25 protein-coding genes are annotated in these 23,345 nt (G+C 58.1%); 15 read left to right on the plus strand and 10 right to left on the minus strand.

Going from position 1 to position 23,345, the window contains the following annotated elements:
- Positions 1-3 precede the first annotated feature (3 nt).
- Entirely contained in the window at positions 4-288 is a 285-nt protein-coding gene (locus tag BLT54_RS13055; RefSeq protein ID WP_074645712.1) for a (2Fe-2S)-binding protein, read from the plus strand.
- Positions 288-1,712 carry an FAD/NAD(P)-dependent oxidoreductase gene (locus BLT54_RS13060; RefSeq protein WP_074645714.1) on the plus strand — a complete coding sequence of 475 codons (1,425 nt, stop codon included), beginning with the start codon at positions 288-290 and terminating at the stop codon, positions 1,710-1,712. Before BLT54_RS13055 ends, BLT54_RS13060 begins: the two co-directional genes overlap by 1 nt.
- A 159-nt stretch (positions 1,713-1,871) precedes the next feature.
- On the opposite strand, the gene BLT54_RS13065 is transcribed toward BLT54_RS13060, so the two are convergent.
- A complete protein-coding gene (locus BLT54_RS13065) occupies positions 1,872-2,579 on the minus strand; it encodes a M48 family metallopeptidase (RefSeq protein WP_074645836.1) in 708 nt (235 codons plus the stop codon).
- Positions 2,580-2,728: 149 nt separating this feature from the next.
- Between BLT54_RS13065 and BLT54_RS13070 the strand changes: the two genes are divergently transcribed.
- The gene (locus BLT54_RS13070) at positions 2,729-2,968 is read left to right on the plus strand and encodes a hypothetical protein (protein WP_074645717.1); all 240 of its coding nucleotides are present in this window, start codon (positions 2,729-2,731) and stop codon (positions 2,966-2,968) included.
- Positions 2,969-2,977: 9 nt separating this feature from the next.
- Here the strand turns inward: BLT54_RS13070 and BLT54_RS13075 are convergent, their stop codons facing one another.
- Positions 2,978-3,241, minus strand: coding sequence for a DUF167 domain-containing protein (locus tag BLT54_RS13075; RefSeq protein ID WP_083351815.1), 264 nt, complete (start codon positions 3,239-3,241; stop codon positions 2,978-2,980).
- A gap of 109 nt (positions 3,242-3,350) precedes the next feature.
- Between BLT54_RS13075 and BLT54_RS13080 the strand changes: the two genes are divergently transcribed.
- Complete coding sequence (locus BLT54_RS13080; protein WP_074645718.1) at positions 3,351-3,929, plus strand: nitroreductase family protein; 579 nt, start codon at positions 3,351-3,353, stop codon at positions 3,927-3,929.
- Entirely contained in the window at positions 3,929-4,624 is a 696-nt protein-coding gene (locus tag BLT54_RS13085; protein ID WP_074645720.1) for an EI24 domain-containing protein, read from the plus strand. Before BLT54_RS13080 ends, BLT54_RS13085 begins: the two co-directional genes overlap by 1 nt.
- Positions 4,625-4,668: 44 nt before the next feature.
- Here the strand turns inward: BLT54_RS13085 and BLT54_RS13090 are convergent, their stop codons facing one another.
- Both BLT54_RS13090 and mce read right to left on the minus strand, forming a co-directional pair.
- The gene (locus BLT54_RS13090) at positions 4,669-4,950 is read right to left on the minus strand and encodes a DUF1467 family protein (RefSeq protein ID WP_009573017.1); all 282 of its coding nucleotides are present in this window, start codon (positions 4,948-4,950) and stop codon (positions 4,669-4,671) included.
- A gap of 27 nt (positions 4,951-4,977) precedes the next feature.
- Positions 4,978-5,382 (minus strand): methylmalonyl-CoA epimerase, encoded by a 405-nt coding sequence (mce, locus tag BLT54_RS13095; RefSeq protein WP_009573016.1) that lies wholly within the window; start codon positions 5,380-5,382, stop codon positions 4,978-4,980.
- Between the two features lie 176 nt (positions 5,383-5,558).
- Here mce and BLT54_RS13100 point away from each other — a divergent pair, with 176 nt between their 5' ends.
- Positions 5,559-6,278, plus strand: coding sequence for a response regulator (locus BLT54_RS13100; RefSeq protein ID WP_074645722.1), 720 nt, complete (start codon positions 5,559-5,561; stop codon positions 6,276-6,278).
- 199 nt (positions 6,279-6,477) lie between these two features.
- On the opposite strand, the gene aspS is transcribed toward BLT54_RS13100, so the two are convergent.
- Positions 6,478-8,268, minus strand: a complete 1,791-nt coding sequence (gene aspS, locus BLT54_RS13105; protein ID WP_074645724.1) for an aspartate--tRNA ligase — start codon at positions 8,266-8,268, stop codon at positions 6,478-6,480.
- 204 nt (positions 8,269-8,472) lie between these two features.
- Here aspS and BLT54_RS13110 point away from each other — a divergent pair, with 204 nt between their 5' ends.
- From BLT54_RS13110 to BLT54_RS13120, 3 genes are all read left to right on the plus strand, one after another.
- The gene (locus BLT54_RS13110; RefSeq protein ID WP_074645725.1) at positions 8,473-9,786 is read left to right on the plus strand and encodes a glycosyltransferase family 87 protein; all 1,314 of its coding nucleotides are present in this window, start codon (positions 8,473-8,475) and stop codon (positions 9,784-9,786) included.
- A 98-nt stretch (positions 9,787-9,884) separates the two neighbouring features.
- On the plus strand, positions 9,885-13,244 hold the full coding sequence (carB, locus tag BLT54_RS13115) for a carbamoyl-phosphate synthase large subunit (RefSeq protein ID WP_074645727.1): 3,360 nt from the start codon (positions 9,885-9,887) through the stop codon (positions 13,242-13,244).
- Positions 13,245-13,592: 348 nt separating this feature from the next.
- Complete coding sequence (locus BLT54_RS13120) at positions 13,593-14,927, plus strand: DEAD/DEAH box helicase (protein WP_074645729.1); 1,335 nt, start codon at positions 13,593-13,595, stop codon at positions 14,925-14,927.
- Positions 14,928-15,043: 116 nt separating this feature from the next.
- On the opposite strand, the gene BLT54_RS13125 is transcribed toward BLT54_RS13120, so the two are convergent.
- Positions 15,044-15,508 carry a hypothetical protein gene (locus BLT54_RS13125; RefSeq protein WP_074645730.1) on the minus strand — a complete coding sequence of 155 codons (465 nt, stop codon included), beginning with the start codon at positions 15,506-15,508 and terminating at the stop codon, positions 15,044-15,046.
- A 409-nt stretch (positions 15,509-15,917) separates the two neighbouring features.
- Here BLT54_RS13125 and BLT54_RS13130 point away from each other — a divergent pair, with 409 nt between their 5' ends.
- Positions 15,918-16,505: a thymidine kinase gene (locus BLT54_RS13130; RefSeq protein WP_074645732.1), complete on the plus strand. Its 588-nt coding sequence runs from the start codon at positions 15,918-15,920 to the stop codon at positions 16,503-16,505.
- Positions 16,506-16,549: 44 nt separating this feature from the next.
- Here BLT54_RS13130 and BLT54_RS13135 read toward each other — a convergent pair whose 3' ends face one another.
- From BLT54_RS13135 to BLT54_RS13150, 4 genes are all read right to left on the minus strand, one after another.
- Positions 16,550-16,891 carry a tRNA-binding protein gene (locus tag BLT54_RS13135; RefSeq protein WP_074645733.1) on the minus strand — a complete coding sequence of 114 codons (342 nt, stop codon included), beginning with the start codon at positions 16,889-16,891 and terminating at the stop codon, positions 16,550-16,552.
- A complete protein-coding gene (gene proC / locus BLT54_RS13140; protein ID WP_074645838.1) occupies positions 16,891-17,694 on the minus strand; it encodes a pyrroline-5-carboxylate reductase in 804 nt (267 codons plus the stop codon). Before proC ends, BLT54_RS13135 begins: the two co-directional genes overlap by 1 nt.
- A 165-nt stretch (positions 17,695-17,859) precedes the next feature.
- The gene (locus BLT54_RS13145; RefSeq protein WP_074645736.1) at positions 17,860-18,360 is read right to left on the minus strand and encodes a type III secretion system chaperone family protein; all 501 of its coding nucleotides are present in this window, start codon (positions 18,358-18,360) and stop codon (positions 17,860-17,862) included.
- A 318-nt stretch (positions 18,361-18,678) separates the two neighbouring features.
- A complete protein-coding gene (locus BLT54_RS13150; RefSeq protein ID WP_009573005.1) occupies positions 18,679-18,927 on the minus strand; it encodes an accessory factor UbiK family protein in 249 nt (82 codons plus the stop codon).
- 115 nt (positions 18,928-19,042) lie between these two features.
- Here BLT54_RS13150 and lgt point away from each other — a divergent pair, with 115 nt between their 5' ends.
- The 5 genes from lgt (at position 19,043) to BLT54_RS13170 (ending at position 23,271) form a co-directional block, all read left to right on the plus strand.
- Positions 19,043-19,924, plus strand: a complete 882-nt coding sequence (gene lgt, locus BLT54_RS13155) for a prolipoprotein diacylglyceryl transferase (protein ID WP_074645839.1) — start codon at positions 19,043-19,045, stop codon at positions 19,922-19,924.
- Positions 19,925-19,929: 5 nt separating this feature from the next.
- Complete coding sequence (locus BLT54_RS13160) at positions 19,930-21,000, plus strand: class I SAM-dependent methyltransferase (RefSeq protein WP_074645840.1); 1,071 nt, start codon at positions 19,930-19,932, stop codon at positions 20,998-21,000.
- The gene (gene pgeF / locus BLT54_RS13165; RefSeq protein WP_074645738.1) at positions 20,997-21,755 is read left to right on the plus strand and encodes a peptidoglycan editing factor PgeF; all 759 of its coding nucleotides are present in this window, start codon (positions 20,997-20,999) and stop codon (positions 21,753-21,755) included. Before BLT54_RS13160 ends, pgeF begins: the two co-directional genes overlap by 4 nt.
- Positions 21,756-22,072: 317 nt before the next feature.
- On the plus strand, positions 22,073-22,219 hold the full coding sequence (locus tag BLT54_RS22570; protein ID WP_176832885.1) for a hypothetical protein: 147 nt from the start codon (positions 22,073-22,075) through the stop codon (positions 22,217-22,219).
- Positions 22,220-22,428: 209 nt separating this feature from the next.
- On the plus strand, positions 22,429-23,271 hold the full coding sequence (locus tag BLT54_RS13170; protein ID WP_083351817.1) for a Hint domain-containing protein: 843 nt from the start codon (positions 22,429-22,431) through the stop codon (positions 23,269-23,271).
- Positions 23,272-23,345: the final 74 nt, after the last annotated feature.

The following is a 23,345-nucleotide window of genomic DNA, read 5'->3' on the forward strand; positions in this document are numbered from 1 at the left end:
CCCATGTTCAAAGCACAGCGCCTCAAGGCCAACCGTGGCCGCGCACTTCAGTTCACCTTCGAAGGGACGACAGTGACCGCCTATGACGGCGAAACGGTGGCAACTGCGTTGCTGGCCGCTGGTGTGACGGCTTTTAATGTGACCCGTGGCGGTGAGCCGCGCATGCCATTTTGCAATATGGGCACCTGTTTCGACTGTGCGGTCTGCGTGAACGGGCACTCTCTGGTGCGGGCCTGTTTGACCGATGTGAGTTCGGGCATGCAAGTCAACCGTCAGGAGGGAAAGTGATGCACGATCTGGGAATTGTCGGCGCTGGTCCTGCTGGGATGGCAGCCGCTCTTGCGGTGGCCGATATGGGCTTTTCCGTTATCGTGGTTGATGAGCAGGCGCGCGCAGGCGGCCAAATTTTCCGCCGACCACCAGAGGCTTGGGGCGAACGGCATGGCGTCTATCGCCCCTATGCTTGGGCGCGCGATCTGATCGAACGTTTCGAAGATCACCCTAAAATCACGGCGGCCTTTCGCGCCACGGCCTTTGGGGTGTTGCGGGGGAATGACAAGGATGACCGCGCGTCTCTTGAACTGGCTGTCAGCTCGCCTGACGGCGGACAACGTGTTTCTGCCCGGCGTTTGTTACTTGCAACGGGTGCTTATGATATGCCCGTGGCCTTTCCGGGCTGGACCTTGCCTGGCGTAATGACTGCAGGAGCCATCCAATCGCTTATAAAAAGTCAAAAGCTATTGAGTGGCAAACGTGTTGTCCTGGCGGGGTCGCACCCGATCCAACTGATCCTTGCAGGGCAATTGCTGGATGCAGGGGCAGATATTGTTGAGATTGCCTTGGCGCGAGATTTGCCTGGGCTAAAGGAAATGGCACGCGGATTGCCGGCCGTGCCTGGTCATGTTTCTATTTTCACCGAGGCGGTGCGTGCACTGTCCAAGATCATGCGGCATGGCGTACCTATACGCTGGCGAACTGTGGTGAGCGAGGCAACACCGGAAGATACAGGTTTGCGGGTCCGGCTGGAAACGGTTGATCCCTCTTGGCTAGGCACTGGCGAAAGCCATCTGCATGAGGCCGATATTTTAGTTCTTGGATACGGCTTCACCCCATCAACGGAACTGGCGCGTCAAGCGGGGTGCGAGATGAAATGGGATTCGGCAGGCGGCGGCTGGACGGTTTTGCATGACGCCCGCTTTCAAAGTACGGCCCCCGATATTTTCGTCGCAGGCGAGCCGACCGGGGTGGCTGGAGCAGAACGTGCTTGGGCCGAAGGGCATATCGCGGGCTTGTTCATTGCAGCATCGCTTGGGGCGAAACTTGACGACCGGGCACTGTCACACTCAACCCGACGCCTGATCCGCGCGGGCCGGTTTTCTGATGTGATGCAGACGATGTTTGAACCAAAGCGGAAAGCACTGGCTGAACTCTCTCGTCAGGACGAGACCGTGATTTGTCGCTGTGAGGAGGTGCGGAACAGACAGATCGAAGACGCGTTGCAAAATAATCCATTCATTCAGTCCGTGAACGCCGTGAAGCTAGAATGCCGCAGCGGTATGGGGGTTTGCCAAGGACGCTACTGCGAAGGGACAGTCGCTGCGCGGATTGGAAACGCACGCGAGGCGTCGATAGAGGCCTCAGGCTACTACAATGCGCATCTGCCCGTAAAACCCGTAGCGCTTCAGGTATATCGCGATATCAGCAAGGACTGAGTGACTGCGCGAGCTCAGATTCAGACAACGTTCCGAATGGCGAAGGCCGGCTTTTCCCACACACCCGACCTCAGCGCATCGCGCGTCTAAGATCCGGTCTGCGTCAGAAATGCCCAGCGTTCGACACAGACCTATGGCGTCTCTATGGCGTCGCCATCTTTACAGCGTCGCCATGGTCCGGCGCACGGTTTCGATCCTTTGCGCATTGGGCGGGTGCGAGCCAAGGAAGCGATCGCCCGGATCGGGAATACGGGTGAAATATGCAGCCCCGCGCACCGGGTTATACCCGGCGTGATAGGCGATCACCGTGCCCAATTGATCGGCCTCCAACTCATAGGATTTCGAATAGCTCCGTGCGCCCACAGTGGCACCGATGTTTTGCGCAGTCTCGATGGTTGAGGCATCGCCACCAATCGCCGCAATCAACACGCCGCCCAAAAGCGCGCCCGTGATGGCCGTCTGCTCCGTGCGTGCCAAGTGACCCGCGATGTGATGCGAGGCCTCATGCCCCATCACAAAGGCCAATTCATCGGTGTTTTGGACATCGGCGATCAAAGCGACGGTAAAGGTCAGGACCGGCCGACCGCTTGCGTCCAGAGATTGCCACGCGTTCGAGGGAGCTTTGGGATCGGTTTCGACCACAATTTTGAAATCGCAATTCGCCCCAGAGGTGCGGGCGCGACATTCGCGTTCGGCCACGGGTTCAACCCGAGCGACGACATTGGCAAAATCACTAACCGTTACGGAGCCAGACCGCGACACCGGCGCGGACACAGGTTGGGATTGCGGGCGGCTGTCCACAGGCGGCGTCGTGGTCATGTCGACACAGCCGGACAAAAGCCCCGCGATCATCACAGTTGCGAACATTTTTTTCACGTTAAAGACGGTCCTTTTCCACGACGCCCTAAAGACATAACACCGTATATGCGCCTCAGAAATAGGCGCATATTGCGCCACTGACCAATCACACAAATGTGCACACTTGCATTCGGCCACGGGCGGAGTAGCATCGGAGTATGTTTACCATTGAACACGACTTCGACGCCACCGTTGTGACCCTTATGGACGAAGGTGAATTCGTCCTGCAAGAGGATGTCATCATCAATGCCTTTTCCGAATGTGTAACGCTCGAACAGCTCGACCCGCGCACGGATCGGGTTCAGAAAATCACCCTGTCGATGCGGCAATTGCATGATTTGGGTGCGGCATTGGACCTCCCCGAGGGGGCCTATCGGTTGACGCCCGTCAAAGACTAGAGGTCGAAATCAGCCCCGGCGAAACACCTTGTCGCGCGAGGTTTCGCCACGCACCAGTTCGAGCGTGGATTTGGCAATGCCCAAAGATTTGGCCAAGAGTTTCACCACGTCTTTCGTCGCCTTGCCGCCCTCTGGCACCGTGGTGACATAGACCCGGACCTGCCCGTCCTCCACTGTCACAACATTGCGTGAGGCTTTCGGCGTGACGCGCACGGATAACATATCGCCGTCAAACGCCGCCTCAATCGCCGATTTCAATGCCTCTTTGCCCATTCTTCCAACCTGCATCTGTGGGCTTGGTCGCTTAAATTCATTTGCCCGGTTGAATCTGATTGTAAAACCTCCGACATGAAACATCAAACGCGCAACCAAAAGGCCAGACATGCCCAACCCCAATTCTGCCGCCCTCGATTTTTTGCTCACCCGTCGCTCCCGCCCGGCCAAGACATTGGTCGCACCTGTGCCGGACAAATACGCGCTCAAACCAATTCTGACGGCAGCCCTGCGCACACCGGATCATGGGAAACTGGAGCCTTGGCGGTTGATTGTGCTGGAAAAAGCGGCGCTGACGCGGCTGGCCGAGATGATCGCGCCTTTGGGGCACAGCCTCGGGATCGACCCGGAAAAGATCGAAAAAGCCCGCCACCAATATGCCGATGCCGATCTGGCCGTGGCGGTGGTGTTTTCTCCGAAAGACAGCGAAAAAGTCCCCCATATTGAACAGCTTTATTCCGCAGGCGCTGTCTGCCTGTCGCTTTTAAACGCGGCTTTGGCGGCGGGTTGGGGGGCCAATTGGCTGTCTGGCTGGGCCTCCCATGATCGGTCTTTTGTGGAAAACGGTCTTGGCCTTTTGCCGCAGGAAAGCATCGCAGGCATCATCCACATCGGCACAGAATCCTCTGCCCCGCCCGAACGCCCACGCCCCGAGTTGGATCAGATCGTGAGCTGGGTGGATCAGTGATGTTTGGCGATTTTTCCAAGGCCTTAGGGCAACTGGGCGACAAACGCTTTCAGGCGGTATTGCTCAAAGGCTTGGGCCTGACCGTGGCGCTTTTGGTCGCGGTCTATCTGGCCTTTGTCTGGGTCATCGGGGTGTTTGTGCCGGACACATTCTCCCTGCCCTTCATTGGCGAAGTGCATTGGATCGACAACGCGCTCTCAATCGGCTCGTTTTTCTTTATGATCCTGTTGTCGATGTTCTTGATGGTGCCGGTGGCCTCGGCCTTTACCGGGATTTTCCTCGAAGAGGTGTCAGAGGCCGTCGAGGACCGCCATTTCCCCAGCCTGCCGCCCGTGCCGCGTCAAACGATTTCTGATTTGGTGATCGACAGTTTGGGCTTTCTCGGTGTGATCATCGCGGCCAACCTTGTGGCGCTGGTGCTGTATCTTATGCTCAACATCGCTGCCCCGGTGATCTTTTGGGCGTTGAACGGCTTTCTGTTGGGACGGGAGTATTTTCAAATGGTGGCCATGCGTCGCCTTGGCCGCGAGGGCGCAAAAGCGGCGCGCAAACGCCATATGCCGGAGATTTGGCTGGCGGGGGCTTTGATGGCGGTGCCGCTGTCGATCCCCATCGTAAACCTGTTGATCCCGGTGCTGGGCGCGGCCACATTCACCCATATGTTCATGCGGCTTGAGGGCAAACAGATCGGTTAAAGCGTTTCGAAAAACTGAAAAAAGTTTTCTCGAAACGCTTTGGTTTAACTGTCTGCCACGGACGGCAGGTTTGCCGTCCAATCCATATCATGCCAGGTGATGCCGCTGTAGCTGATCAGCCCGACAAGCACGATCCAGATCGCCGTGGCAAACACCGTCACCCAGATCGCTTTGCGTTTGGGATTATAATTGGCCGGGGCTCCATCATGAGTTCCGGCCACTTTTTCCCCCATGTCGCCTTGGGTTTTCAACCCGATGGGCAGAGCGATGAACATGGTCATGAACCATGTCACGGCATACAGCACGATTGCAGAGGTGATCGCCATGACGCGCTCCTTTTCGGTTCAACCGACTTAAACTTGTTCCAACTCGACCAGACAGCCGTTGAAATCTTTCGGGTGCAAAAACAACACCGGCTTGCCATGCGCACCGATTTTCGGCTCGCCCGTCCCCAAAACCCGTGCGCCCGCCTCTTTCAACTTATCGCGCGCGGCCAAAATGTCATCGACCTCGTAGCAAATGTGATGAATGCCGCCCGCCGGGTTCTTTTCCAAAAAACCGTTGATCGGGGAGTTTTCGCCAAGCGGATACAAAAGCTCGATCTTGGTGTTGGGCAGTTCGATAAACACCACAGTCACGCCATGATCCGGCTCGTCTTGCGGCGGGTTGACCTTGGCGCCCAGAGTGTTGGCATATTGCGCCGCAGCGGCGTCTAGGTCAGGCACAGCGATGGCAACGTGATTGAGACGTCCAATCATGGTGTATTCCTCCAAAAGGCAGCTCTTTGGCCTGAGCTTATCGCCCGCAGTGGGGCGTCTCGCAAGGGCAAAGCGGCAACGTTTTGCGCTACCATTGTTCAACATATCTCTCGGTTAACCGCTCATTCACCAGTTCTGCGGTTAACTCTGAGTCGCACTGGATGGAGCTGTGAACAATGACCGATGATCTTGAAAGCCTGTTGGCGCCCCAAAGCCCAACCCCGGAACGCCCGCTTTTGGGGCTGACCGTCCTTGTCGTCGAGGACAGCCGGTTTGCCTCTGAGGCGATGCGTCTTTTGTGTTTGCGTTCGGGCGCGCGCATTCGTCGCGCCGACAGCCTTCATTCCGCGCGCAAACATTTGCGGGTCTACCGCCCGAATGTGGTGATCGTGGATCTTGGTCTGCCGGACGGATCGGGCGCCGAATTGATTGACGAGCTAAGCCATGCCCGCCCCGGCGTTGACGTTATTCTGGGCATGTCGGGCGACAGTGGTGCTGAGGCACTGGCTTCGGCGGCCGGGGCCAACGGGTTTATCGAAAAACCGATTTCTGCGCTCGGTGCGTTCCAAGAAAAGGTTCTCTCTTGCTTACCAGAGGGCGCCCGCCCGTCCGGGCTGCATGCGGTCACCAACGAAGAGATTTGGCCGGATATGATCGCATTGCAGGATGATTTTGTCCATATCGCTGATCTTCTGACCACGGATGGGGGCGAAAACATGCTTGATTATATTGCACAATTCCTGTCTGGCCTGGCGCGCACGGCAGGGGATGCGGAAATGGAAACGGCGGCGCATAGCTTGGCCGATCACCGCGAACAGGGGCTGCCCTATGGCTCTGATCTGGCGCGGATTGCCGGGCTGGTTCAGGCCCGGATCGAACCGCGCAAAGTGGTGTAATGCCCTTGGGGTGCATAATGTGACGGTCGCCCACATCCAGTTGCGCCGTTGCGTTCGCCCAATATGAAAAAGGCGCGAAGGATGCCCTCGCGCCTTTTCTATGTTTCAAATTCCACAGCCGCAGCACTGTTTCGCGGCGCGCGGGGGCTCCGCTCGTTCGGCGCTGACAACAGCCCACTGGACTGTTTTCCGGCACGCCTCACTCTTGTGGAATGACCCGGATGTTCAATTCGCGCAGCTGTTCGTTGGTCGGCTCGTTCGGAGCGCCCATCATCAGGTCTTCGGCGCGCTGGTTCATCGGGAAGAGAATGACTTCGCGGATGTTGTCCTCATCGGCCAAAAGCATCACGGCCCGGTCAATCCCAAGGGCACAACCGCCGTGCGGCGGCGCGCCGTATTGGAAGGCGTTGACCATACCGCCAAAGCGTTTTTCGACCTCATCCTTACCATAACCGGCAAGTTCAAACGCCTTGAACATGATTTCCGGCTTGTGGTTGCGGATCGCCCCGGACACCAGTTCGTAGCCGTTACAGGCCAGATCATATTGATAGCCCAGAACCTTCAAAGGATCGCCCAAAAGCGCGTCCATTCCACCTTGCGGCATCGAGAACGGGTTGTGTTCAAAGTCGATCTTGCCGCTGTCCTCATCCTGCTCGTAGATCGGGAAATCAACGATCCAGGCAAATTTGAACGCATCGCGCCAGTTCTCGTCCTCGGGGGCTTTCGGCGTCTCTTCCCAGATCACGGTGCGGGCTTTGCCAGCGACACGTTGGAAGGATTTCGGCTTGCCGCCCAAGAAAAAGGCCGCATCGCCAACCCCAAGCCCAAGCTGTTGACGGATCGCTTCGGTGCGTTCCGGGCCGATGTTTTTGGCCAAGGGACCGGCGGCTTCCATCTGCCCGTCGGTTTCACGCCAAAAGATATACCCCATCCCCGGCAGGCCCTCTTGTTGGGCGAATTTGTTCATCCGGTCGCAGAATTTGCGCGAGCCGCCTTTGGGGGCCGGAATCGCGCGGACTTCGTTGCCCTCTTGCTCCAGAAGCGAGGCAAAAATGGCAAATCCAGAGCCACGGAAATGCTCGGACACGTCCTGCATCTTGATCGGGTTGCGCAGGTCGGGCTTGTCGGTGCCGTACCACAGTGCGGAATCGCGATAGGAGATTTGCGGCCAATCGCGGTTCGACAAACGGCCTTTGCCGAATGTGTCGAACATCCCGGCGATCACCGGCTCCATCGTGTCAAAAATATCCTGTTGGGTGACAAAGGACATTTCCACGTCGAGCTGGTAGAAATCGGTCGGCGAGCGGTCGGCACGCGGGTCTTCGTCGCGGAAACACGGCGCGATCTGGAAATATTTGTCAAAGCCCGAGACCATGAGCAACTGTTTGAACTGCTGCGGCGCCTGTGGCAGGGCGTAGAATTTGCCCGGATGCAACCGCGATGGCACCAAGAAGTCGCGCGCACCTTCGGGGGAGGACGCGGTGATGATCGGAGTTTGGAATTCGTTGAACCCGTTGCCCCACATGCGCTGACGCAGATCTTTGACCACGTTGGAGCGCAGGATCATGTTTTGCTGCATCGCCTCACGACGCAGGTCGAGGTAGCGGTATTTCAGGCGGGTCTCTTCCGGGTATTCCTGATCACCAAAGACCATGAGCGGCAATTCTGCCGATGCGCCCAGCACTTCGAGATCGCGGACAAACACTTCAATCTCGCCGGTGGGGAGTTTGGTGTTTACAAGGCTCTCATCGCGGGCCTTCACGGTGCCATCAATGCGGATACACCATTCAGCGCGGACCTTTTCCATGGCGGCAAACGCCGGGCTGTCGGGGTCGCAAAGCACCTGAGTGACACCATAGTGATCACGCAAATCGACAAAGAGGATACCCCCATGGTCACGGATGCGATGCACCCAACCAGACAGGCGGACAGTGTCGCCAACATTGGATGTGTTCAAATCGGCGCAGGTATGGCTGCGATAGACATGCATTGACTTTGGCCCTTCGGGTATACGGATGGTTCCTGCCGATACACCCGTCCGAGGCCGGAAAGTCAAGGGCGGGCACACGTGAAAAGCCCTGCCCCCTTGTCGGGCGCAGGTCTAAAAGGTTAAGCAAACGCGACCACTCATTATAAAACAAAACAAATTATACCGAATTTACGTTACTAGGTGACGCGTTCAAGAGGTAGGCAGATGACTGAATTTTGGCGCAGGGTTCTGACCGGCAACGACTGGCTTGGCTTGGCCTTGATCGGTGCCTTTGCCCACATGTGCTACATCACCCTGCTTTTGAAAGGGTATTTTGCCACCGATCTGAGCGCCTTCTACGCGGCGGGACTTGCCATTGCCAATGGCACACCGGACATCATGTATGACACGGTGCCAACGGGGTTGGTGATTGGAACCCCGGAACGTATCCAATCCCTGATGGCCGACGCCGGCTTGCCGATCGACCAAACCCCGCCCTATCTCTACCCGCCGATTTGGGCCTATCTTCTGGCGCCTCTCACCCGCGTTTTGTCGATACATACGTTTTTTGATGTGATGATGGGGGTCCAGTCCTTCATGCTGGCGATGATGCCCTGGATCGGCTATCGAATCGCCCGCCCCCGCGCGCTCAAGGCCCCGATCTGGCTGCTCTGCGGCTTCTTTCTGTTGTTTGTTTCAACGACCAATCTCACAGCCGTTGCCCAAAACCAGTTACAGATCACAGTCACCTTTATCACCATGCTCGGCCTCTTGGCCCTGACCCGAGGCAAAAGCAAAACCGCAGGCGTGCTCATCGGAGTTGCTGCAGCGCTCAAAATCGCACCTGCCGTCTTTGGGCTTTTGTTGCTGATCCGACGCGATTGGCGCGCGCTTGCGGCAATGGCCGTGACGGGGCTGGGTCTCTTGGCCATCAGCCTGATGTTTGGCGGGCTGCCGCTGCACCTGACGATGCTTGAACGTCTTCAGGACATCAACGCGGCCACGATCCTCTCAAGAGCCAATCTTTCGCCGGAAATGGTGCTCTATGAGTTACGCCGTGTGGTTTTGAGCATCCCGCCCAATGTCACGCGCATGGGGACGAGCGCGGTATTTGATGCGCCGGCCTGGATTCAAATCCTCCCGAAACTGTGTTTCCTCGGTGCGCTCATCTGGATTGTGATAGTTCATTTGCGCCATCACACCACCGTGGGTCTTGAAGCGCTGGTGCTGTCGCTGGCGGTCGCTTTGTTTGGACCGCTGTCCTGGATGCATTATTTCGTCCTACCACTGGCCCTGACCCCGGTACTGTTCACCGTGTTCACACCCCGCACCAGTTGGCGCTGGGTCATCGCGGGGGGATTTTTGACATCCGTTACACTGACCGTCAGGCTCAGTGACCTGAACCAAGATGTGATGTGGTCGCCCATGCCCGGAACCGGGTATTACCTCGCCTTGTTCGTGACATTGCTCATCCATGCCGCGGTCATGCCGCGGTGCAAAACCGCCAACGGTGAAATTTCGGCAATATCCGCCACCTAAAGCCTTGCACCCACGGACTCCATAGCTATAACCCACGACAATTTGCGCGCACCCTGTTAGAGGGTACGCAAAAGCTGCTCAAACATCCGGGGTCCGCCATGCCGAAGAGAACCGATATTTCCTCCATCATGATCATTGGTGCGGGGCCGATCATCATCGGGCAGGCCTGTGAATTTGATTACTCCGGGGCGCAGGCGTGTAAGGCGCTTAAAGAAGAGGGCTACCGGGTCATTCTGGTGAACTCCAACCCCGCGACCATCATGACCGATCCGGACATGGCAGACGCAACCTATATCGAACCGATCACCCCCGAAGTGGTGGCCAAGATCATCGAGAAAGAGCGTCCTGATGCGCTTTTGCCCACCATGGGCGGCCAGACCGGTTTGAACACCGCGCTGGCGCTGGCGGATCTGGGCGTGTTGGACAAGTTCAACGTCGAATTGATCGGTGCGAAACGCGAAGCCATTGAAATGGCAGAAGATCGCAAACTGTTCCGTGAGGCGATGGATCGTCTTGGCATCGAGAACCCGAAAGCCACGATTATTGCCGCGCCGAAAAAAGACAATGGCAAATATGACATCGCGGCGGGTCTGGCCGAGGCGATGGGCGCGCTCGAAGACATCGGCCTTCCGGCGATCATCCGTCCCGCCTTCACCTTGGGCGGCACCGGCGGTGGCGTGGCCTATAACCGCGACGATTACGAATTGATCTGCCGCTCTGGCCTTGAAGCCTCGCCGATGGCGCAAATCCTCGTCGATGAGTCGCTTTTGGGCTGGAAGGAATATGAGATGGAGGTGGTGCGCGACACCGCCGACAACGCCATCATCGTCTGTTCGATTGAGAACGTCGACCCGATGGGCGTGCACACCGGCGATTCCGTCACCGTGGCCCCGGCGCTGACGCTGACCGACAAAGAATACCAACTGATGCGCACCCATTCGATCAATGTGCTGCGTGAAATCGGCGTCGAAACCGGCGGTTCCAACGTGCAATGGGCGATCAATCCGGTCGATGGCCGCATGGTCGTGATTGAAATGAACCCGCGCGTGTCGCGCTCCTCGGCTTTGGCCTCGAAAGCCACCGGTTTCCCGATTGCCAAAATCGCCGCGAAGCTGGCCGTGGGCTATACGCTCGACGAGCTGGACAACGACATCACCAAGGTCACGCCCGCCTCCTTTGAGCCGACCATCGACTATGTCGTCACCAAAATCCCGCGCTTCGCCTTTGAAAAATTCCCCGGCGCAAAGCCCGAACTCACCACCGCAATGAAATCCGTGGGCGAGGTGATGGCGATTGGCCGGACCTTCCACGAATCAATGCAAAAAGCACTGGCTTCGATGGAAACGGGCCTCACCGGCTTTGATGAAATCGACCTGCCGGACATGCCGACGCCTGCGCAAATCATTGAGGCGGATGGCGAAGACGACACGCTGTCGCGGATTTTCTTGGGCGTGGATGCCGCAGCGCAACAGATGATCGACAAAACCATCACCCGCGAACTGGCCCGCGCCACGCCGGACCGCCTGCGCGTGATCGCCCAAGCCATGCGCTTTGGCTTTACTGATGAAGAAATCAAAGAGATCAACAGTTTTGATCCTTGGTTCCTGGCTCGGATTCGTGAAATCCTTGAGGCCGAAGCTGGTGTGCGCAAAGAGGGTCTTCCGGTGACCGAAGCGGGCCTGCGCAAACTCAAGATGTTGGGTTTCACCGACGCGCGATTGGCGACATTGACCGGGCGAGATGAGGGCAATGTGCGCCGCGCCCGCCGCAATCTGGGTGTCAACGCCGTGTTCAAACGCATCGACACCTGTGCCGCCGAATTCGAAGCGCAGACCCCCTATATGTATTCGACCTACGAATCCCCGATGATGGGCGAAGTCGAATGCGAAGCGCGGCCCTCTGATCGCAAGAAAGTGGTCATTTTGGGCGGTGGTCCGAACCGGATCGGCCAAGGCATCGAGTTCGATTATTGCTGCTGTCACGCCTGTTATTCGCTCACCGAGCAGGGCTATGAGACGATCATGATCAACTGCAACCCCGAGACCGTGTCGACCGATTACGACACTTCGGATCGGTTGTATTTTGAACCGCTGACCTTTGAGCATGTGATGGAAATCCTGCGCGTCGAGCAAGACAACGGCACATTGCATGGTGTGATTGTTCAGTTCGGCGGTCAGACGCCTTTGAAACTCGCGAAAGCGCTTGAGGCGGAGGGCATTCCGATCCTCGGCACCTCGCCGGACGCGATTGATCTGGCCGAGGACCGCGAGCGGTTCCAGGACCTCGTGACCCGTCTGGGCCTGAAACAGCCGCACAATGGGATCGCCTCAACCGACGCGCAAGCCCTTGCGATTGCAGAAGATATTGGCTTTCCGCTGGTCATTCGCCCGTCTTACGTTTTGGGCGGTCGCGCGATGGAAATCGTGCGCGATATGGACCAATTGAACCGCTACATCTCCTCCGCCGTGGTGGTGTCAGGCGACAGCCCGGTGTTGTTGGATCACTACCTGTCGGGTGCCACCGAGATTGACGTTGATGCGCTGTGCGACGGCAAAGAGGTGCATGTTGCGGGCATCATGCAGCACATCGAAGAAGCCGGTGTTCACTCCGGTGACTCCGCCTGTTCGCTGCCGCCCTACTCGCTCAAACCCGAGATCATCGAGGAGTTGAAGGTCCAGACCAAGGCTCTGGCGCTGGCGCTCAACGTGGTTGGCCTGATGAACATTCAGTTTGCGGTCAAAGACGATGAGATTTTCCTCATCGAGGTCAACCCGCGCGCCTCACGTACCGTGCCTTTCGTGGCCAAGGCCGTGAACAGCCCCATCGCCTCTATCGCCGCGCGCCTTATGGCGGGTGAGAAACTAAGCGATTTCACTCTGGTTGATCCAAGCAAAACCGGGCGTTTTGCAGTGAAAGAAGCCGTGCTGCCCTTTGCCCGCTTCCCCGGCGTCGACACGATCTTGGGGCCAGAAATGCGCTCCACCGGCGAAGTCATGGGCAGCGACGCGACCTTTGCACGCGCCTTCCTCAAGGCGCAAATGGGCGCGGGCACCGATTTACCATCTGAGGGCAAAGTGTTCATGTCGGTGAAAAACTACGACAAGAAACCGAAGATGGTGGAAGCCGCTCAGACCTTGGTCGAGCTTGGTTTCGAGATCATCGCAACCCGCGGCACGGCGAAGTTTTTGCAAGAAAACGGCGTGACCTCCACCGTGGTGAACAAGGTCTATGAGGGCCGCCCGAACATCGTCGACATGATGAAAAACGGCGAGATCGCTTTGGTCCTCAACACGACCGAAGGCACACAAGCCGTTGATGACTCTCGCGAAATTCGCAAAGTCGCGCTCTACGACAAAATCCCCTACTTCACCACGGCCGCCGCAAGCCACGCCGCCGCCATGGCGATCAAATCGCGCACCGAAGGGGAGATCGAAGTCTGTAGCTTGCAGAATATGTAAGCGACTCAAACGCTCGAACACATCTCAAAACGCCCTGCTTTGCGCGGGGCGTTTTTTTAGGGTGATTTTTGCAGTGCAGCGATAAACCTTGACTTATCCCCCAATCTACCGCATCTGTCGTCCATCGACACCCAATGCTGCCGCGTGAGCAGCCGCGTTCATGTGAAACGCCTCAGGTGGTCGATGACGGGCGGAACACGCCCACAAGGTTCCCAAATCACGCAGGGGTCCGGCGGAAAGACGGGGCGGGCATGTGGCCCTCACCGGAGACCTTTTCCGCGACCATTCAAGCCGTCCCATTCTGGGGCGCGTTTCGCGTGTGGGTTACCGCCCACCCAAAGGATATACATGACTGATTTTTCCACGCTCGGCCTCAAGCCGCGCCTTCTGACGACCTTGGCCGAAATGGGCCTGACTGAAGCCACCCCGATCCAATCCCGCGCCATCCCCGAAGTGATGAATGGCCGCGACGTGATGGGTCTGGCCCAGACCGGGACCGGCAAAACATTGGCCTTTGGCCTGCCACTTTTGGATATGGCGCTGAGTTCGGGCGACAAGCCTGCGGACCGCACCGTGCGCGCTCTGGTTTTGGCGCCGACGCGTGAGTTGGTGAACCAAATCGCCGACAGCCTGTTCCCCTTTATGAAGGGCACCCACCTCAAGCTCAACCGCGTTGTCGGTGGCGTGTCGATCAACACCCAAATCAACCGTTTGCAACGTGGCACGGACATTTTGATCGCCACCCCCGGTCGTTTGATGGACCTGATCGACCGCAAAGCGGTGCGCCTGAATGAGACCAATTTCTTGGTGCTCGATGAGGCCGACCAGATGCTCGACATGGGCTTTATCCATGCGTTGCGCAAACTGGTGCCGATGTTGGCCAAAGAACGCCAGACCATGCTGTTTTCGGCGACCATGTCGAAACAGATGAACGAGATCGCCCAAAGCTACCTCACCTCCCCGATCCGCATCGAAGTTTCGCCCGCGGGCAAAGTGGCCGACAAGATCGACCAAGAGGTTCACTTTATCCCGCAGCCCGAAAAACTTGACCTGCTCAAGAAACTTCTGGGCGAGCATAAAGACGAACTGGCCTTGGTGTTTTCGCGCACCAAACATGGCGCGGAACGGATGAGCAAACAATTGACCGCCGCTGGCTTTGTCGCCGGGTCAATCCACGGCAACAAATCCCAAGGTCAACGCGAGCGCACTTTGAAAGAGGCACGCACCGGCAAGATCCAAGTGTTGGTCGCGACCGATGTGGCCGCGCGTGGCATCGACATCCCCGAAGTGCGCCACGTCTACAACTACGAGCTGCCGAACGTGCCGGAGAATTTTGTGCACCGGATTGGTCGGACCGCGCGGGCGGGCCGTGCCGGCAAAGCGATTGCGTTTTGTGCGCCTGACGAGCTTGGCGATTTCCGCGCGATTGAAAAAGTGATGAAACTGTCGATCCCGATTGCAACGGCGGCCTCTTGGGCCCATGCCGACGCGAAAGCCCCGGCAAAGGCCAAACAGGGCGGCGGTCGTCGTCGGGGTGGCCCCGGTGGCGGTGGCGGCTTTGGCGGCGGCAATGGTGGCGGTCAGCGTCGCGGCGGCGGCGGTTTTGGCAAGCCCGGCGGCGCGCCGAAAGCGGCCAATGGCGGACGCCCCCAGCGCAACCGTGGTCGTAGCGCTGAGGCGTAAATCGGCATTAAGAACCTGATAGAATTGAAAAAAGAAGCGGCTTTGGCCGCTTCTTTTGCGTTTGGATCAGAGGCCTGATCTCTTAGATGGCCTCGCGAACAAGGCAAAGCGACCCTTTAGGTCACCTCATGCTCCAAATGCAATTTCATCGAAATCAGCACATGTTGCAGTTCAAGCGTCTCGCGCAAAAGCCGTTTTGCTTCGTTGATGGTGATGATCCCATCCTCGATGGCACCGGAATATTCGGCCATCAACATGGCAAAACGCTGCGACAGGGCCACGACATCGGTGTTGACTCCACCGCTGCCCGCGCGCGCGCCCTCGTTGCGCGCCGCATCATAGGAGAGGGCCACACCTTTCAGTTCTGCCAAGGCGGACGTGACATGTGGGTAGCTGGCCGCCGATTCAAGCTGGGCCACGGCGTCCACGGGCATAAAACGATCAGCATGTTCCTCAGACGTTGAATAATACCGACCTAAAGTGGCCTTGGATTTTCCAGTCAAAGCACATGCGGCCTCAAGCCCAACGTCTTTGACCAAAGCCTCGGTGTGCTTTTTCAGATAATTTCCTGCTGCGTCCATAAACACCGTCCTAACACGAACCACGACCCATTCTTCGGGACATTCCCCCGATGGGGAATTCACCCCACCCTTTCCCATTAAATTCCTAAATATCACATGACATACAAGTGTCTACCTGCCGTTGCAGGGAATTCATCAGTATCCGATGCCTTAAAACATCGGGTCGGGTGGAAGCCAGTTTGGGAAGGACGTTACGTCAACACTGTCAGATCTCGGCACCCTCATCCCCTGCCCGCCTGGGCAATCGCCGGTTCTTACTTGGATGTGTCCCCCTTATTCCGGCTTCCACCCGTTCGTGTTCCGACTTGGCCTGTCCACCTTTCCCTGACCGTGAAGACTGACATATTTTTTAGGTTTGCCGCCTGAGGCATCTTGATCCCAACGCGGCATTTCTGGCACACCCCCGGCCATGGCAAAGCTCTATTTTCAATACTCAACGATGAACGCAGGCAAATCGACCCTGCTGCTTCAGGCGTCTTACAATTACCGCGAACGTGGTATGGAGACCTATTTGATCACAGCACGGTTCGACCATCGCGCCGGAGAGGGACATATCGCCAGCCGGATCGGTATTGGCGAAGAGGCGGATACGTTTGACGAGGGTGATGATCTGTTTGCCAAGATCAACGATCGTCTGGCGCACGGCTCCGTCGCCTGTGTCTTTATCGACGAAGCACAGTTTTTAACCAAAGATCAGGTCTGGCAATTGGCCCGCGTCGTTGATGATTTGAACGTGCCAGTCATGGCCTACGGGTTGCGCGTTGATTTTCAGGGCAATTTGTTTCCCGGCTCTGCCGCCCTTTTGGCCTTGGCCGATGAGATGCGCGAAGTGCGCACGATTTGTCATTGTGGGAAAAAAGCGACGATGGTGGTGCGCATGTCGGAAAATGGCATGGTGTTGACCAAAGGTGCACAGGTCGAGATTGGCGGCAACGAGCGCTATGTATCGCTGTGCCGCCGCCATTGGCGCGAAGCCGTGGGCGACCGGGCCGATTGAGCCCGATCTGAGTATTTAGGTCACGGTAAAGACAGCGGCAAAGGCTAGTGCATTCGACCGCCATTGGGCACGGGAAGGTTGGGTTGGGCCAAAACAACCGCGCCGTTTTCATCGGGAAAGCCCAGCACCAAGACTTCCGACATGAAGGGGCCGATTTGGCGGGGTGGAAAATTCACCACCGCCATGACCTGTTGGCCGATCAGCGCTTCGGGTGTGTAATGCACCGTGATCTGGGCCGATGTTTTCTTCTCGCCCACCTCAGGCCCGAAGTCGATCCACAGCTTGATCGCGGGCTTGCGCGCCTCGGGGAAGGGTTCGGCGCGCAAGACGGTGCCGACGCGGATGTCGACGGCGAGAAAATCGTCAAAACTGATGGGGTCGCTCATCAGGCCAGTTCCTCGTCGCGTGTGATCGCGGCGGCAACGGCGCGCTCCATCAAGGGGACAAACCCGTCCTGCTCACTCATCAAGACCCGCAGCGCCTCGGCAGTCACCCCGCCCGGAGAGGTCACGTTGATGCGCAATTGCGCCGGGTCCTCGTCGGAGTCTTCGGCCAATTGCCCAGCGCCGCCCACGGTCGCTTTGGCCAATTGCATCGCCATCTCTGCGGAAAGCCCCGCCTTTTCACCGGCCAAAGCCATGGCTTCGATGAGGTGGAACACATAGGCCGGACCACAGCCGGAAATGGCGGTCAAAGGCCGGATTTGCGCCTCTGTGTCGAGCCGCACCACCTGCCCTACAGCTTTGAGCAAGCCTTCGGCCATATCAAGGGCTGCGCCCGAGACCTTGGCATTGCCAACGATCCCGGTGATGCCGCGCCCGATGGCGGCGGGGGTGTTTGGCATGGCGCGAATGATCGGCGTGTCCGCGCCCAACATGGCCTCATAGGTCGCGATCGAAATCCCGGCGGCCACAGTGAGGAACACAGTGTCGCCATTGCCAAGCTTTTGCAGCGCGGGCAAGGCATCGCCCATCATTTGTGGTTTGACCGCGACCAAAACGATGGCGGGATTGTCTGGTAAATCGGTGTTGAGTGCCACGCCGGTCGATTGCAGCCACTCAGAGGGATGCGGATCGAGCACGGTGACCGAGCTGGGCGGCAGACCACCCGCGAGCCAGCCCTTGAGCATAGCCGAGCCCATTTTCCCGCAGCCCAAAAGCACGAGCCCTCGTGTTTTCAAATCATCCATGATCGCATCCTTCGCTTTGGCCAAAAAAAGACCCCCTGAGGGGTCAGGGGGCACTTTATCAATCCTCATTGCGAGTGCAACGCACTGACGCGTTGGTTCTGCGCGGGCACCTTGCCCGACGCTCTCAGGAGCCTTGCATTTCTGCGCGGGCTTTCTGCACGCAGCTTACGCCCGACCATAGGCCTCGCAAATGGCGACTTCCATCGCTTCGGCGGGCGTCCGATCCGACCAAGCGGCCAATTGAAACGCCGGGTAAAACCGCTCAGACGCACCCACGGCAGAACCGATCAGACGGTCGACCTGTTCCGGCCCGGCGATTTGACCGCCCGAAAGCACCAAACCATAGCGATAGACCATCAGATGTTGTTCAGGCCAATAGGTGAAAGCGCCGGTCCAAATCTGATCATTGGCACGATTGAGCACCTCATAAATCTGCGGCAGCTTGTCTTCGGGCGGCTCCATTTCAAAGGTGCAGATCAGGCGCAGGGTCTCGTCGAAATCGGACCATGCGAGCGTGAGCGAATAGGTGCGCCATTGCCCCTCGACCGCCATAGCGATCTGATCCTCGGTGACGCGGTCAAATTCCCAATCATTGTGTTCGGCCAAATGCTCGCACAGGTCGATGGGATGGATCTCGGTGGAAAAGTTTTGCTCAATAAACGACATACGCGGCCTCGTCTGTTTTGCGTCCTGTGGCCTGCGCGACATCCCCGTAGCGACCACTAAGACTTGGTGCCTGCTCTAGGGGCGGCGGGTTTACCACGTTCCCTTACCAGATATGGTGTGCGCAAAGCATCGGGCCTGTAAAGCGAAATATTTATGTTATCCCCAGCAATCGACGCTCATCCACAGCTTGCCCATTTTTTCCACAGGGCCATAAACCCGCCTGTGGACAAGAAAAAAGGCCCCCGAAACGGGAGCCTGATCGCCAGACACAGGGCCGGACATGATCTCAGAAACGACGGTCGGTTTGACCCTGGACCATCAGACCTTTTTCTTGCGTTCCATCATATCGAGCCGTTTTTTCAGCTCTTCATTCTCTTCGCGGGCTTTTTGCGCCATGGCGCGCACCGCGTCGAATTCATCGCGGGTGACGAAATCGCGGTCGGCCAACCAGCGGTCCACCAAGCCTTTGAGCGCGGTGTCCGCCTCTTCTTTTGCTCCCTGAGCCACGCCCATGGCGTTGGTCATCAATTGGGAGATGTCATCAAGGATCTTGTTGCGGGTTTGCATGGGCTGTCTCCGAAACGCATTCGTGAATATCTCTCCCCTATATGGGGGGCAAAAGGGCAAATCACAAGGTTGACTTCCCCGCCGCTCTTGAGACAGTTGCGCCATGTTTCAAATGATCCCCGCCGTGATACAATTCCCCGACCTGTCGCCCATCTTGTTTGAGCTGGACCTTGGACCGATTCACTTTGCGCTGCATTGGTATGCGCTGGCTTATATCGGTGGATTTCTGATCGGCTGGCTGCTGATCATGCGCGCGCTCAAAACGCCGCGACTTTGGCCCTCAGACACGCCACCGATGGGACGCACCGCGTTTGAAGACCTGCTGACATGGCTGATTTTGGGCGTCATCGTTGGGGGGCGGCTGGGATATGTGTTGTTTTACAAACCGGGCTATTACTTCGCCCATCCGATTGAAATCCCGATGGTGTGGCAGGGCGGCATGGCCTTTCATGGCGGTTTTATCGGCGTGGTGATTGCCGCAGCCCTTTGGGGTCGCACACACAAAGTGCCGCTTGGCTCGCTCGCCGATATGTTGGCGATGGCCACGCCTCCGGGCCTGATGTTGGGACGGATCGCCAATTTCGTGAATGCGGAATTGTGGGGCAAACCGTGGGACGGCCCTTGGGCGGTGATTTTTCCGGGCGATGCGGCACAGGCCTGTGCCACGCTGAGCGCCCCCTGCGCCCGCCACCCCTCGCAACTCTATGAGGCGGGGATGGAGGGGCTGATTCTGGGCAGCGTGTTGTTGGTGATGGTTTGGGGATTTCGCGCCTTCAAACGTCCGGGCCTTGTCGCGGGCGTGTTTTTTGCGGGCTATGGCCTATCGCGCTTTATCGTTGAGTTTTTCCGCCAAGCGGACGACCAATTCATCACCGCAATCAACCCCAACGGTGCCGTGTTTGCCGGGATGCAAATGGGGCAACTTCTGTCTCTGCCGATGATCCTGATCGGCGTGTTTTTTGCCGCCCGAGCCCTGCGTGGACCGCGCCCCGCATGACCCAGATGACGCCGCTCGCTGACCTTCTGACCCGCCGCATCCGGCATGCGGGTCCGATGTCTTTGGCGGAATTCATGAGCGATTGCCTGCTGCATCCCGAGCATGGCTATTACACCACACGCGACCCTTTGGGCGCAGGCGGCGATTTCACCACCGCACCGGAAATCAGCCAGATGTTTGGCGAGATGATCGGGCTGTGTCTGGCGCAAAACTGGTTGGACCAAGGCGCGCCCTCGCCCTTTACCCTCGCCGAGATTGGCCCCGGACGCGGCACCTTGATGGCCGATATCTTGCGCGTGACCAAAGCCGTTCCGGAGTTGCACGCCGCAATGAAAGTGCATTTGATCGAGGCCTCTCCGACCTTGCAGGCCACACAGGCCAAGACGCTGGCCGCCTATGAGATCACATGGCTTGAGAGTGTGGCGGACCTGCCTCAAGCGCCTTTATGGCTGGTCGCCAACGAGTTCTTCGACGCCCTGCCGATCCGCCAATTCACCCGCGATGGCGCGGGATGGCGCGAGGCGCAGGTGGGGTTGCTCAATGGGGCTTTGACCCTTGGCCTCTCCGCCGCCACCCCCATGCCGGAACTGGCGCATCGGCTGACAGACACCAAAGACGGCGACATTGTCGAGATCTGTCCCGCAAGCACGCCGATTGTGACCGAGATCGCCACGCGCATTGCACAGCATGGCGGCGCGGCCCTTTTTGTCGATTATGGCGATTGGCGCTCGCTGGGCGATACGTTTCAGGCGCTTGAGGCGCATCAGATGGTCGATCCCCTCGCGCGCCCCGGTTGCGCCGATCTCACCGCCCATGTGGATTTCGACGCCTTGGCGCGCGCCGCACAGAGCGCGGGAGCCGTGGCGTCTCAGATGATCCCGCAAGGGATGCTCTTGGGACGGCTCGGGATCTCTGCCCGCGCCGAAGCGCTTGCCACAAAGTTGAGCGGTGACGCCCTTAAATCTCACATCGCCGCATTTGACAGGTTGACCTCACCCGCAGAAATGGGAACGCTTTTCAAAGCACTCGCCCTCGCCCCCACAGCCAAATTACTGCCTCCAGGATTTGACGCATGAGCCTTGAAATCATCACCTCCGACGCGCTCAATGGCGTGACACACGGGTTTTTCACCCGCAAAGGCGGGGCCTCTTCGGGGGTGTTTGAGGGGCTGAACTGCGGGCTTGGCTCCACCGATCAATCCGACATCGTTAAAATCAACCGCGCGCGGGTGGCCAAGGCCATGGATCTGACCCCGGATCAGCTCTGCGCCGCGCATCAAATCCACTCCGCCGATGTGGCGATTGTCACCGGGCCACAAAGTGGCGATGCCCCAAAAGCCGATGCTTTGGTCACCGATCAACCGGGCCTCGCCTTGGTGATCCTGACCGCCGATTGTCAGCCGGTGCTGTTTGCGGATCGTGACACTGGCGTCATTGGCGCGGCCCATGCCGGGTGGAAGGGCGCGGCGGCCGGAGTGTTGGAGGCCACGATTGAAGCGATGGAAACATTGGGGGCAAAACGGGAGGCGATCACCGCCGTCATCGGCCCGTCCATTTCTCAACGCGCCTATGAGGTTGGTCCTGAATTCTTTGAAGATTTCTATGCCGAGAACCCGATCTACGCGCGGTTTTTCACCAATGGCACGGGCGACCGCTACCTCTTTGACCTTCCGGCTTTTGGGTTATATCGCCTGCGCGAAGCGGGGGTTGGCCATGCCGAATGGACCCGCCATTGCACCTATTTCGACCCGTCCCGGTTTTATTCCTACCGCCGCTCGGTGCATCGCAAAGAGGCGGATTACGGGCGACTCATATCGGTGATCCGACTTTAAGCCGACCGGACTTTCTGACCAATGGTGCGTGAGAACCGGGGGCATTGTGGCACGAATGCGGCGCAGTAGTGCCTCATTTCCACCCGAAACAATCCATCGAACTCGCAATTATTGTTTCCAAACACAAAAGATTAACGTGATATTTCTTATGGTTAACGCGACATCTCGGCTCTGCGCACCCTCAACATTCTCCTCCACTCCTCTCGCCAAATTTTCTGCCCCACACGCCGCATTTTTGCCGAAGCCTCCCTGCATATTGGCAGCAACAAAACCGAAAACCGGGCCGAGCGCCCCGATGACATAAAGTGAGAGCAGAGATGAAAAACCGCCGCTGGATGAAATCAATGATCGCCGAAGCCAAAAAGACCGACGTGCAAATGCCCTGGACCCGCGGCCTGCGCCGCGATGCGTTCATTGCCAAAAAGACCGGCGTACGCCCGATGAAACTCGTCGCTTCGGCCTAAAGCGATTCGCCGCCTTTTCCTTCGGACAGGGGCGCGGCGGGTAGGGTCACCGCAGGATTGCATCAGATTTGAGAAACAATGAAACGGCGGACCAGCGGACTGGGTCCGCCGTTAACCATAATTAGATAAAATTTTTGACAATCCCCTCAAAACCGGGTGATCGTTGACACACTGTTCCGGTGGGGGCCGACACAGTGACGAGGTGACGTATGTCGCAGCCCCTAAGAGGTGCGCTCCCATCGGTGCGCCAATCCAACACCGTTGCCGACTTGGGCCTCTCTCATCATGACAGATCCGTTCAACCCGCGTGGACCGTGCGCCGCGCCCGTCCCTATGAACGCCCCGCCGATCAGCCCGTCGTCATGCGGCGCAGCTATGACATTCAATGGCTGGCCGCAAACGGCGACATTCGCGATGCAGCGTTGTCGGCTCCGGCCCTGCCCGTCTTTGAAGCCGCCTTTAATGCCTTCGCCCGTGGCGCGCTGATCCCAACGACCATGGGTCTCGTCGCGATCGAGGATCTGTTGCCCGGCGATCAGGTCGAGACCGTCGAAGGCGATGTGCAGACGGTGGATTGGATCGGTTCGATGCAGATCGACACAGGTGGCACACGCGCGCAGGACGCAAAACCTGAACGCCTGTACCGGATCACCGCCGATACCTTTGGTCTTGGCCGCCCCGCACCGGATTTGATACTGGGGGCAGGCGCACGCTATTTGTACCGTGCCCATGCGCTCAAATCCTATCTTGGCACGGCCCAAGCGCTCGCACCTGTGCCCAGTCTGGTAGATGGCGTTTCAGTGATCGAAGTGACGCCAATGTCCTCCGTACGCAGCTACCATATTGGCCTAAGCCAACATCGGTTGATCCGCGTGAACGGCGTCGCTCTTGAAAGCTACCATCCGGGCACCACGGCGTCCGGCCAATTGCCAAACGCGTTGCGGGCACAGTTCATGGCGCTGTTTCCGCATTTGGACGGGCTGGGGGCCTTTGGGGCGATGTCCTATCCGCGCCTGTCTCCAACCGATTTGATCATGTTAGACAACGCCTGATCCCGGCAAAAATCCACGTTCACTGATCCCAGTCCCTCCAGGTGGCGATCACAGAAACGGCCCGGCCAAATGGC

It is taken from the genome of Celeribacter baekdonensis, from assembly GCF_900102315.1.
Lineage (GTDB): Bacteria > Pseudomonadota > Alphaproteobacteria > Rhodobacterales > Rhodobacteraceae > Celeribacter > Celeribacter baekdonensis.

Excerpts from the sequence above, each read along its gene's own strand:
- BLT54_RS13055 (WP_074645712.1), top strand. The coding sequence starts at position 4 with ATGTTCAAAGCACAGCGCCTCAAGGCCAACCGTGGCCGCGCACTTCAG.
- BLT54_RS13060 (WP_074645714.1), top strand. The coding sequence starts at position 288 with ATGCACGATCTGGGAATTGTCGGCGCTGGTCCTGCTGGGATGGCAGCC.
- BLT54_RS13065 (WP_074645836.1), bottom strand. The coding sequence starts at position 2,579 with ATGTTCGCAACTGTGATGATCGCGGGGCTTTTGTCCGGCTGTGTCGAC.
- BLT54_RS13070 (WP_074645717.1), top strand. The coding sequence starts at position 2,729 with ATGTTTACCATTGAACACGACTTCGACGCCACCGTTGTGACCCTTATG.
- BLT54_RS13075 (WP_083351815.1), bottom strand. The coding sequence starts at position 3,241 with ATGGGCAAAGAGGCATTGAAATCGGCGATTGAGGCGGCGTTTGACGGC.
- BLT54_RS13080 (WP_074645718.1), top strand. The coding sequence starts at position 3,351 with ATGCCCAACCCCAATTCTGCCGCCCTCGATTTTTTGCTCACCCGTCGC.
- BLT54_RS13085 (WP_074645720.1), top strand. The coding sequence starts at position 3,929 with ATGTTTGGCGATTTTTCCAAGGCCTTAGGGCAACTGGGCGACAAACGC.
- BLT54_RS13090 (WP_009573017.1), bottom strand. The coding sequence starts at position 4,950 with ATGGCGATCACCTCTGCAATCGTGCTGTATGCCGTGACATGGTTCATG.
- mce (WP_009573016.1), bottom strand. The coding sequence starts at position 5,382 with ATGATTGGACGTCTCAATCACGTTGCCATCGCTGTGCCTGACCTAGAC.
- BLT54_RS13100 (WP_074645722.1), top strand. The coding sequence starts at position 5,559 with ATGACCGATGATCTTGAAAGCCTGTTGGCGCCCCAAAGCCCAACCCCG.
- aspS (WP_074645724.1), bottom strand. The coding sequence starts at position 8,268 with ATGCATGTCTATCGCAGCCATACCTGCGCCGATTTGAACACATCCAAT.
- BLT54_RS13110 (WP_074645725.1), top strand. The coding sequence starts at position 8,473 with ATGACTGAATTTTGGCGCAGGGTTCTGACCGGCAACGACTGGCTTGGC.
- carB (WP_074645727.1), top strand. The coding sequence starts at position 9,885 with ATGCCGAAGAGAACCGATATTTCCTCCATCATGATCATTGGTGCGGGG.
- BLT54_RS13120 (WP_074645729.1), top strand. The coding sequence starts at position 13,593 with ATGACTGATTTTTCCACGCTCGGCCTCAAGCCGCGCCTTCTGACGACC.
- BLT54_RS13125 (WP_074645730.1), bottom strand. The coding sequence starts at position 15,508 with ATGGACGCAGCAGGAAATTATCTGAAAAAGCACACCGAGGCTTTGGTC.
- BLT54_RS13130 (WP_074645732.1), top strand. The coding sequence starts at position 15,918 with ATGGCAAAGCTCTATTTTCAATACTCAACGATGAACGCAGGCAAATCG.
- BLT54_RS13135 (WP_074645733.1), bottom strand. The coding sequence starts at position 16,891 with ATGAGCGACCCCATCAGTTTTGACGATTTTCTCGCCGTCGACATCCGC.
- proC (WP_074645838.1), bottom strand. The coding sequence starts at position 17,694 with ATGGATGATTTGAAAACACGAGGGCTCGTGCTTTTGGGCTGCGGGAAA.
- BLT54_RS13145 (WP_074645736.1), bottom strand. The coding sequence starts at position 18,360 with ATGTCGTTTATTGAGCAAAACTTTTCCACCGAGATCCATCCCATCGAC.
- BLT54_RS13150 (WP_009573005.1), bottom strand. The coding sequence starts at position 18,927 with ATGCAAACCCGCAACAAGATCCTTGATGACATCTCCCAATTGATGACC.
- BLT54_RS13160 (WP_074645840.1), top strand. The coding sequence starts at position 19,930 with ATGACGCCGCTCGCTGACCTTCTGACCCGCCGCATCCGGCATGCGGGT.
- pgeF (WP_074645738.1), top strand. The coding sequence starts at position 20,997 with ATGAGCCTTGAAATCATCACCTCCGACGCGCTCAATGGCGTGACACAC.
- BLT54_RS22570 (WP_176832885.1), top strand. The coding sequence starts at position 22,073 with ATGAAAAACCGCCGCTGGATGAAATCAATGATCGCCGAAGCCAAAAAG.
- BLT54_RS13170 (WP_083351817.1), top strand. The coding sequence starts at position 22,429 with ATGTCGCAGCCCCTAAGAGGTGCGCTCCCATCGGTGCGCCAATCCAAC.